Origin of the sequence: Streptomyces sp. MBT65 (assembly GCF_016612545.1) — a bacterium.
Lineage (GTDB): Bacteria > Actinomycetota > Actinomycetes > Streptomycetales > Streptomycetaceae > Streptomyces.
The window spans coordinates 1-9,397 of the sequence record NZ_JAENRY010000432.1 but is presented as its reverse complement, the minus strand read 5'-3'; the positions used below and the strand labels follow the sequence as shown (position 1 = coordinate 9,397).

General features: G+C 72.5%; 12 protein-coding genes. 5 read left to right on the top strand and 7 right to left on the bottom strand.

What is annotated here, in order from left to right:
* Positions 1–2,238 (top strand): tetratricopeptide repeat protein (locus JHN63_RS47300; RefSeq protein WP_200691322.1); only part of this gene is annotated, 2,238 nt, incomplete at its 5' end.
* 3 nt (positions 2,239–2,241) lie between these two features.
* Here the strand turns inward: JHN63_RS47300 and JHN63_RS47295 are convergent.
* The 3 genes from JHN63_RS47295 to JHN63_RS47285 form a co-directional block, all read right to left on the bottom strand.
* Entirely contained in the window at positions 2,242–3,930 is a 1,689-nt protein-coding gene (locus JHN63_RS47295; protein ID WP_200691321.1) for a bifunctional 3'-5' exonuclease/DNA polymerase, read from the bottom strand.
* Between the two features lie 71 nt (positions 3,931–4,001).
* Positions 4,002–4,718, bottom strand: a complete 717-nt coding sequence (locus JHN63_RS47290; RefSeq protein WP_200691320.1) for a Clp protease N-terminal domain-containing protein — start codon at positions 4,716–4,718, stop codon at positions 4,002–4,004.
* A gap of 31 nt (positions 4,719–4,749) precedes the next feature.
* Entirely contained in the window at positions 4,750–5,004 is a 255-nt protein-coding gene (locus JHN63_RS47285; RefSeq protein ID WP_200691319.1) for a hypothetical protein, read from the bottom strand.
* A 142-nt stretch (positions 5,005–5,146) separates the two neighbouring features.
* Between JHN63_RS47285 and JHN63_RS47280 the strand changes: the two genes are divergently transcribed.
* On the top strand, positions 5,147–6,268 hold the full coding sequence (locus JHN63_RS47280) for a DUF2786 domain-containing protein (RefSeq protein ID WP_200691318.1): 1,122 nt from the start codon (positions 5,147–5,149) through the stop codon (positions 6,266–6,268).
* 29 nt (positions 6,269–6,297) lie between these two features.
* On the opposite strand, the gene JHN63_RS47275 is transcribed toward JHN63_RS47280, so the two are convergent.
* The 4 genes from JHN63_RS47275 to rpmB all read right to left on the bottom strand — a co-directional run bounded on the left by JHN63_RS47275 (position 6,298) and on the right by rpmB (position 8,233).
* Positions 6,298–6,819 carry a DUF4232 domain-containing protein gene (locus tag JHN63_RS47275; RefSeq protein WP_200691317.1) on the bottom strand — a complete coding sequence of 174 codons (522 nt, stop codon included), beginning with the start codon at positions 6,817–6,819 and terminating at the stop codon, positions 6,298–6,300.
* 233 nt (positions 6,820–7,052) lie between these two features.
* Positions 7,053–7,511 carry a hypothetical protein gene (locus tag JHN63_RS47270; RefSeq protein ID WP_307782156.1) on the bottom strand — a complete coding sequence of 153 codons (459 nt, stop codon included), beginning with the start codon at positions 7,509–7,511 and terminating at the stop codon, positions 7,053–7,055.
* A gap of 180 nt (positions 7,512–7,691) precedes the next feature.
* A complete protein-coding gene (gene rpsN, locus JHN63_RS47265; RefSeq protein WP_200691316.1) occupies positions 7,692–7,997 on the bottom strand; it encodes a 30S ribosomal protein S14 in 306 nt (101 codons plus the stop codon).
* A complete protein-coding gene (gene rpmB / locus JHN63_RS47260; RefSeq protein ID WP_200691315.1) occupies positions 7,997–8,233 on the bottom strand; it encodes a 50S ribosomal protein L28 in 237 nt (78 codons plus the stop codon). The genes rpsN and rpmB overlap by 1 nt, the downstream gene beginning before the upstream one ends.
* 75 nt (positions 8,234–8,308) lie before the next feature.
* Here rpmB and rpmG point away from each other — a divergent pair, with 75 nt between their 5' ends.
* The 3 genes from rpmG to JHN63_RS47245 all read left to right on the top strand — a co-directional run.
* A complete protein-coding gene (rpmG, locus tag JHN63_RS47255) occupies positions 8,309–8,473 on the top strand; it encodes a 50S ribosomal protein L33 (protein WP_200691314.1) in 165 nt (54 codons plus the stop codon).
* 5 nt (positions 8,474–8,478) lie between these two features.
* Positions 8,479–8,727 carry a type B 50S ribosomal protein L31 gene (locus JHN63_RS47250; RefSeq protein WP_200691313.1) on the top strand — a complete coding sequence of 83 codons (249 nt, stop codon included), beginning with the start codon at positions 8,479–8,481 and terminating at the stop codon, positions 8,725–8,727.
* 2 nt (positions 8,728–8,729) lie between these two features.
* Positions 8,730–9,397: GTP-binding protein (locus tag JHN63_RS47245; protein ID WP_307782155.1), on the top strand; the 668-nt coding region annotated here is incomplete at its 3' end.

Sequence of the window (9,397 nt, the reverse complement as noted above, 5' to 3'; positions counted from 1 at the left end):
GCCCAACTCCCGCCCCCACCGGCCCACTTCACCGGCCGCGCCGACACCCTCCACGCCCTGCGAGACACCCTCGCGCACCCGTCCACGGAGCCGGACTCCCTCTCCCGCCCCCACCCCCTCGCCGTCATCAGCGGCACGGCAGGCGTCGGAAAGAGCGCGCTCGCACTGCACGCGGCGCACGCACTGCGCATCCGTTTCCCCGACGGGCAGTTGTACGTGAACCTGCACGGCGCCACCCCCGGCATGACCCCTCTCACCTCCGGCCAGGCGCTCCACGCCCTGCTCCGCGACCTCGGCGCCGAACCCCGGCACATCCCCGAACACCCGGACGCGGCCAGCGCGTTGCTCCGCTCGCTGCTCGCCCCCACCCGCACGCTGCTGGTGCTGGACGACGCGGAGAACGCCGCTCAGGTACGGCCGTTGCTGCCGGCCGGCACCGGGTGCGCGGTGATCGTCACCAGCCGTTCGCCGCTGACCGCGCTCGACGGAGCCCGCCGCTTCCCGCTCGCGCCGCTGTCCGGCGAGGACAGCGCGGCCCTGCTGCGCGCGGTCTCCGGCCGCGAGGGCCTCGACGCGGCCCACCCGCTCGTCGAACTCACCGGCCGCCTCCCGCTCGCCCTGCGCGTCGTCGCCGCCCGACTGGCCGCCCGCCGGGCCCTCACCCCGGACGTCCTCGCCGGTCAACTCGCCGCCACGGAAAGCCGGTTGCCCCACCTGGAGTACGACGACCTCAGCGTCCGCCGCTCCCTGGCGGTGGCCCACGACGCGCTCGCCGCCTCGCGCCGCCGGACCGACCGCGACGCGGCCCTCGCCCTCCGTCACATCGGCGCCCTCGACCTCCCGGCCTACGGCGCCCCCCTCCTCGCCCGCCTCGCCACCACCGACGAACACCGCGCCGCATCCGCCCTCGACCGACTGGTCGACGTAGCCCTCCTGGAGGAAACGGCGTACGGCCGCTACACCCCCCACGACCTGGTCCGCGACTTCGCCCGCGAACTGGCGGAGAGGGAGGCGGAGAGGGAAGGAGACGGGGGAGAGGACAGGAGTGGGGACAGCAGCGGGGACACGGAGGGGAAGGACGACCCCGTCAACACCGCCCTCGCCTGGTACGCCGCGCTAGCGGAACGCACGCTCACCGCCATCGTCGAACCGGGCCTCGACCAGGACGACCGCCGCCGCCCCACAGCGGCCCAACTCCCCGGCCACGCCACGGAAGTGGCCGCCACTACCCCCTTCCCCCGTTCCGAAGACGCCTTCGCCTGGGGCGACTTGGAGCTGGAGAACGTGGTGACGCTCGTGACCCGGTACCGCGACACCCCCGATCTCCACCGCACCGCCCACATCTCGACCCTCGTCCGGCTGCTCTTCCCGTACGTCCTGCGGGGCGGCCGCGCCGCCGAGACGGAGGTGCTCGGCCGGGTCGCCCTGGGTGCGGCGCGGCGGCTCGGGGACGCGGCGGCGGAGGCGTACGCGCTGGGGGATCTCGCCGGGCTGCACTTCCTGACCGGACGGCAGAACGAGGCCCTCGTCCTCAACGACCAGGCGCTGGCGATCTGGTGGCGGCTCGACGCGGTCTCCTGGATCCGCCGCTGCCTCAACAACCGCGGCCTGCTCCTCGAAGGCCTGGGCCGCTACGCCGAGTCGGGCGTCGCGCTGCGCCAAAGCCTCGCGTACTCACGGCAGTTGAACGACCCGTACGGCGAGGCCGTGACCTACAGCCACCTCGGCAACCTGTACGAGCACACCGACCCCCGGGCCGCCATCGAACAGCACCGCCGCTCCCTGGCCATCGGCGACGGGATCGGCGCCGTCATCGTGCAGCACTCCGCGCACTGCAACATCGGCTACGCCCACCTCACCCTCGGCGAACCGGCCGCCGCCGTACCGCACTTCGAGGAGAGCCTGCGGATCCTCGGCGGCCACGGCGACTGGCACGGCGAGTCGCAGACCCGCCTCGGCCTGGTGCGCGCCCTCCGGCTCCTCGGCCATAGCGAACGCGCCGGCACCGAGTGCGCCGAACTGCTCCGCCGCGCGGACGCCCGCGCCGACCGCTACATGGGCGGCCTCGCCCGGCACCAACACGGCCTGCTGCTAAGGGAACAGGGCCGCGAACCCGAGGCGTACGACCAGTGGCGGGCCGCCCTCGACGCGCTCGACGGCACGGACGAGAAGGCGGTCGTCAGAGAGCTCGGCGAGCTGTTGTCGCAGTGTGACGCGCGTCGACCACCGGGGTCGTAGGGCCTATTTGGCGTCGGCGTAGCACTCGACCACCGCCACCGTGAAGGGGAACCGCACCGGGGTCTCCCCGAACGTCAGCCGCCCGGCGAGGTCGGCCGCCTCCTGTATCGCGGCGGCCACCGCCCCGGCCTCCTCCTCGGGGCAGTGCACGATCACCTCGTCGTGCTGGAAGAAGACCAGCTCGGCCGACAGCTCCGCACAGGACCGGCGCAGCGCGGCGAGCATCAGCAGCGCCCAGTCCGCCGCGCTGCCCTGGACGACGAAGTTGCGCGCGAAGCGGCCCCGGGCACGGGAGTTGGTCGAGGCGTACCCGGGCACCCAGCCCTGGTCGGCGGGGGCCGTGACGGGATCGTCCTGGGGGATGCCCGCCTCCTCCGCCGCGTCCTCGCCCCCGGCCACCGGCGGGCAGGTCCGCCCCAGCCAGGTCCGGACGAGCCGCCCCTCCTCGCCCGCCCGCGCGGCATCGTCGACGTACGCCACCGCCTTGGGGAACCGGCGTCTGAGCGCCGCGAGGTTCTTGAGGCCGTCGCCGGAGGTCTGGCCGTAGACCGCGCCGAGCACGGCGATCTTCGCCTGGTCGCGGTCGCCGGAGAAGGCGCGGTCGGACACCGACTGGTAGAGGTCGGTGGCGCGGCCGGCCACCTCCATCAGCCCGGGGTCGCGGGAGATCGCGGCGAGCACCCGCGGCTCCATCTGGTCGGCGTCGGCCACGACGAGCCGCCAGCCCGGGTCGGCGACCACGGCCCGCCGGATCACCTTGGGAATCTGGAGGCCGCCCCCGCCGTTGGTGACCCAGCGCCCGGTGACGGTCCCGCCCGCGAGGAACTCCGGCCGGAACCGCCCTTCCCGCACCCAGTCCTGGAGCCAGGACCACCCGTGGGCGACCCAGATGCGGTACAGCTTCTTGTACTCCAGCAGCGGCTTCACGGCCGGATGGTCGAGGGACTGGATCTCCCAGCGCCGGGTCGACCTGACCTTGATCCCGGCGCTCGCGAAGGCCTTGATGACGTCCGCGGGCAGATCGGGCCGCACCCGTCTCCCGAAGGCGGCCGACACCTCGTCCGCCAACTCGGCCAGCCGCCGCGGCTCCCCGCCGCCCACGTACCGCTCGCCCAGCAACTCGTGCAGCAGCTCCCGGTGCACGTCGGCGCTCCACGGCAGCCCCGCCCTGTTCATTTCACTGGCGACCAGCATCCCCGCCGACTCCGACGCGGTGAGCAGCCGCATCCGGTCGGGGTGGGTGGTGGTGTCGTGCCGCCGCTGCTGCTCGGCGTACACGGCGAGCAGGTCGGCCAGCGGGAGACGGACGCTCCGCGGCTCGAAGAGCGAGGACTGCGCGCCCGGTTCGGCGGCCCGCTGCGGCGGATCCGGCGGTACGGCCCCGCCGCGCAACCGGGCCAGCGCGGCCGCCGCCGACCGCGGCTCGCCGTGCCGCCCCTCGTGCCCGAGCAGGAGGGTCTCGGCGTCCTCGATGTCGTAGCACCGCTCCACCCGCACCCCCGCGGCGAGCAGCACCGGATACACCTCGGCGGTGGACCGCCACACCCACCGGGCCACGTCGGGACGGCTGCGCACCGCCTCGACGAGATCCGGCTCCCGCTCCACCGCCCCCACGGGCAGCCCGTCCGGACCGAGGGCGGCGACCTCCGCGCCACCGCCCTCGGCCGGTGCGAGCGCCCAGCGGCCGGTCATGTCCGCGAGTGTGGCAGGCGGCACTGACAATCCCCGTGACCTGGAGCTCAGCCCCTCGGACCGTGAGCCGGTCAGCCCGTCAGCCGGTTCAGCATCTCGGCGATGTGCCGCTCCGACGTGGGCTTGTCGATGCCGAGGCCGTTCAGCACGCCCTCGCCGTTCTCGTGCTCCAGGAGGGCGAGCAGGATGTGCTCGGTGCCGATGTAGTTGTGGCCCAGGCGCAGGGCCTCGCGGAAGGTGAGTTCCAGGACCTTCTTGGCGTCGGGGCCGTAGGGGACGAGGTCCGGGACCTCCTCGGCGGCCGGCGGGAGCGCCGCGGTGGCCGCCTGGCGTACGGCGTCCAGGAGGACGCCCTGCGCGGTGATCGCCTTGCCCGCCAGGGCGTCCGGCTCGGCCAGCAGACCGAGGACCAGGTGCTCGGGGCGGCCCTCGGGGTTGCGGGCGGCCACGGCCTCGTTGTGCGAGGCCATGACCACGTTGCGGGCACGCGGGGTGTAGCGGCTGAAGCCCTGGCTGGGGTCGAGGTCGGCGGACTCCTTGGCCACGAAGCGCTTCTGCGCGGCCTGCCGGGTGACCCCCATGCTCTTGCCGATGTCCGTCCAGGAGGCACCGGAGCGCCGGGCCTGGTCCACGAAGTGGCCGATCAGGTGGTCCGCCACGTCGCCCAGGTGGTCGGCGGCGATCACCGCGTCCTGGAGCTGGTCCAGGGGTGCGGGGTGGACCTTCTTGATGGCGTCGATGAGGTCGTCGAGACGTACGGATGAGGTGACGTTCGGGTTGGTCGTCATGTGTCAACCGTAGGTTGACAGTCCATGACTGTCAACCCTGAGTTGACACCCATGGCCGCCGCTCGAACGACGCGGCAGCCCCGGCCGGCAGCCAGTCGAGGCCGCGCTCGAAACTCGCCGCCGGATCGTCGTCGTAGAGCAGCTCGGAGAACCCGGCGTCGGCGGGATGGGGCAGCTCTCCGGCGTCGATCTGCGTCCGGACGTACTCCGTGCTCGCCTCGCGGCGGGCGCTGCTGACGGCCTCGCCGGTGCGCCGGCGGATCCCGCCCGACAGCTCGGCCGTCACATGGCCCAGCGTGCCACCCCGGTCAACACCCCGATTTCCGCCGGGAGTTGGTTGTCCACAGGGTGTGGACGAGTGAACCCCGACAATGATCCCCCACTGTGCTGCACCCCCTCCCCCCACCGCCCCATGACACGATCACCAGGTGAGCAGCCCGACCACCCCCGTGGAGCGCGCCTTCGAGGCCGCCCTCTACACCGACACCCACGACGCCCTCGACGCAGGCGCCTCGATCCTCGCCGCCGACCCCGACGCGGACCCCGAACTCGCCCGCCGGGGAAGGGAGTTCGTCGCGGCGGCCTGGCGGCGCGGGTGGCAGCCCGCAGATGTCGTACGGCTGGTTCGGCGGGAGCTGGACGACACGCACGTACGGCTCGTGTCCGAGTTGATCCGGGCGCAGGCACCGGACGACCGTGCGCGCGGCCCCCGTTGGACGGCCCAGCTCGACGAACTGGCCGCCGACGCGCCCCCGCCCCGCACCGACCGTTTCACGCACGCCAGCACCGTCCTGGAGCTGTACCGCCTGCTGCTGCGGCTCCCGAGCCTGGAACCCCTGGACGACGGACACGAGCCGAAACGGCACGAGCACCGCCGGCCCGCCTCCCGCATGCTCACCCGTATCCGCGCGCTGCTCGCGAAGGCGGAGGCGACCGGGTTCCCGGAGGAGGCGGAGGCGCTGAGCGCCAAGGCGCAGGAGCTGATGGCGCGGCACAGTATCGACGAGGCGCTGCTCGATGCCCAGGCGCCGGCGAAGGACGCGCCCGGCGCGTGCCGGATCGGGGTCGAGGCGCCGTACGAGCAGGCGAAGGCGGTGCTGCTGGACGCGGTCGCCACCGCGAACCACTGCCGGGCCGTGTGGAACGAGGCCTTCGGTTTCTCGACCGTCGTCGGCTTCGAGGGCGACCTGGAGGTGGTCGAACTGCTCTACACCTCACTCCTCGTACAGGCCACGACCGCGATGACGAAGGCGGAGGCGGCCCAGCGCGCGGGCGGCCGTCGGCGGACCAAGACCTTCCGGCAGTCCTTCCTCGCGGCCTACGCCCACCGCATCGGCTCCCGGCTGGCTCAGGCCGCCGAGACCCAGCTGACCGACGACCTGCTCCCGGTCCTCGCCACCCGCGAGGTCGCCGTCACCGACCGCGTCGACACGATGTTCCCGGAGACGACCACGACCCGCCTGCGCGGGATCACCGACGAGGCGGGCTGGACGGAGGGCGCGGAGGCGGCGGACCGGGCACAGGTGAGGGCCCGGCCCCCGCTCGACTGACGAGAGCCGTTACGTCTTCTTCCTGTGGTTCAGTCCCCGGCCTGGGTGAAGGCACTGACCGAGGCGTCCGAGTCGCTCACGGAGGTCTTGCCCTGGACGGGACCGTACGACCACTTGTAACTCGCGCTGTCGTCGCTGCCGGGCAGGGTGATGACCAGCTTCGTCGCGGCCAGGCTGAGCTTGTCGCCCGCCTTGCCGCGGACGTAGGTGATGGTGAAGGACGCGGCGTCGCCCTTGGCGAGCTTCAGCTTCTGCGCCTTGGCGCCCTTCTGCGTGGTGAGGGCGACCTTGGTACCGCCGGCCTCCAAGGAGGCCCCGGCGAAGCCGTCCAGGTCGCACGGCTTGCTCTGGTTGGTGAGCGAGACCGGAACCTCACCCGTGTCACCGGCGGCCGGAGCGGTACTGGCGGGCCCGACCTGAACGGCGACCCCGTCGAACGAACAGGCCGACCCGTTCTTGCCGTCGGAGGAACCACCGCCGCTCCCACTGTCGCAGGCGGTCAGAAGCAGAGCCGAGGCGAGTGCGGCAACGGCGAGGGGAATGGTGCGCATGAGCCGATCATCCCGCACGAAACCCCACACCACTGACCGCCCTACGACGCCGGAGCCACACCGCCCTCCGGGCCCGGCCCCACGACTCCATGGCCGGCCCCGGTCCACACCCCGGAGCTGCGCCGGGCTCCCGCCCCGGGGCCCACGACCTCGGAGCCAGGCCGGCCCCCGCCCCGAGGTTGACGACTCGCGGGCTGAACCTGGTCGACACCTCCGGAGCCACCCCGGCCGCCCTACGACCCCAGACTCGCCGTAGGCAGCCCCGACGGCAGTTTCCCGCCCTCCGAGCGCGTGTACGTCTCCTTGCCGAGGCTTCCCGACCAGGTGATCGAGAGGCCCGACTTGCTGACGGTGTTGACCATTCCGGTCGCCCGGGTCTTGGTGCCGTCCGTGCACTTGAGGTGGATCATCTGCATGCCCGCCTCCTCACCGGCGGTCCCGCTGCACACGGTCCCGCCGGTGGTGAAGAGCCCGGCCTGCTTACCGGTGACGACCAGGGCCACGGCCTTGCCGTCCGTCGTGGCGAGCCAACTGCCCTGCAACCCGTCGGACGCGGCCGAGGGGCTGCTGTCGGACCCGCCGGAGTCGGCCGTCGCGGTCGACGTCGTCGTAGCGGACGCGTTCGGCGTCGACGACGAGGAGTCGTCCTTGGAGCCCCCACCGCTGCACCCGGTCAGCACAAGCGCGCCCACCAGCCCGGCGGCAGCAGCCCCGATCCGTACCCTCGACCCGCTCGTCGCAGCCGACTTCGCCGAAACCGCCGTTACCGCCGTCACCGTCGAATGCGCCGTAGTCACAGGTAGCTCCCAAGCTGTAGCCGGACGGCCGCCCGGTCGGCCTTGGCCGGAACGACCGCAGCAAGCTACCAGGGGTTACCAGGAGGATTTGCGGACGCCGGGTAGGTATCCGCTGTGAGCCTGCCCGCGCAGGTTCACCCGGGACAGCCCGAAGGCACGGAAGTAACCCCGGGGCCGCCCGTCGACCTGATCGCGGTTGCGAACCCGGGTGGCGCTGGCGTCCCGCGGCTGGCTGCGCAACTCCCGCTGCGCGGCGGCCCGTTCGGCCTCGGTGGAGCCGGGCCGCCGGACGATCTCCTTCAACTCGGCCCGCCGTACCGCGTACCGCGCGACGATCTCCCGCCGCCGTTCGTTCTTCGCGATCTTGCTCTTCTTCGCCATCAGATCCGCACCCCGCGCTCACGGATCCGGGCCACGGCCGCCTCGACGCCGATCGCGTCCACGGTCTTGATCCCCTTGGTGCTCAACCGCAGCCGTACGTAACGGCCTTCTCCGGGCAACCAGTACCGCTTGGACTGGATGTTCGGGTCGAAACGGCGCGACGTACGCCGGTGGGAATGGGAGATGCGGTTGCCGAAACCGGGCCTCGCGCCGGTCAGCATGCAGTGGGCGGACATGAGTGACGTACCTCTCCTCGATCGGGGCCGTAGCCGATGATGCTAATGGAATTCATTTTCGTTAAGGTACCAGGCATGGCTCGCAACGAACTCCGCCCGGTCATCAAGCTCCGGTCCACCGCCGGCACCGGCTACACCTACGTGACCCGCAAGAACCGCCGCAACGACCCCGACCGACTGACCCTGCGCAAGTACGACCCGGCGGCCGGCCGCCACGTCGACTTCCGAGAGGAGCGCTGACCGAGATGCGCGAGAACATCCACCCGCCCTACGGCCCGGTCGTCTTCCGGGACCGCGCCGCGCACCACGCCTTCCTCACCCGCTCGACGATGACGAGCGCGAAGACGATCGAGTGGGAGGACGGCCACACGTACCCCGTCGTCGACGTCGAGATCTCGAACGTCAGCCACCCCTTCTACACCGGCACCGCCCGCGTCCTGGACACGGCCGGCCGCGTGGAGCGCTTCGAGCGCCGGTACGGGAAGCAGGACTGACCGTGCCCGACCTCTCCGTCGCGATCGTCGCCGGCCTGCACGCGGACGCCCGCAGAGCGACCGTCGCCCGACTCCTCCACGACGTCCCCGACAGCGTCGTACTCCACCACGACCTCGCTACGGCGGCGGCGGGCACCGTCGTCCGCACGATCAGGGACGCCACGGGCATCGTCTCCGCCGGTGAGACCCCCCTCGTCAACGACTGCGCGTGCTGCGCGCTGCGCGAGGACCTGGTCCCGGAGCTGCGCCGACTGGCCGGAGCCGGTCAAGTCCGGCTCGCGATCGTCGAGTTGTGGGACTCCGTCGAGCCCAAGGCGATGGCGGAGGTGATCACCTCCGGCGGCCTCACCGTCACCGGCGTCATCACCGCCGTCGACCCGGCCCTGCTCCTCCCGTACCTCGCCAACGGCGACGACCTCGCCGAAGCAGGCCTCGCCGCGGCGGCCACCGACCAGCGAACCGTCGCGGACACCTTCGCCCGCCAACTGGAGTACGCCCCCGTCCTGGCCATCCTCGATTCGGACGAGGCCGACGACGAGGACCGCGAACTACTGACCCAGCTGCACCCGACGGCCCGCCAAGTACCGGTCGGGGGAGGCGACTTGAAGAGGAGCGGGAGCGTTGAGGGCGGCAGCGACAGCTCGGCGGACCCCGCCCTGCCCTCGCGCCC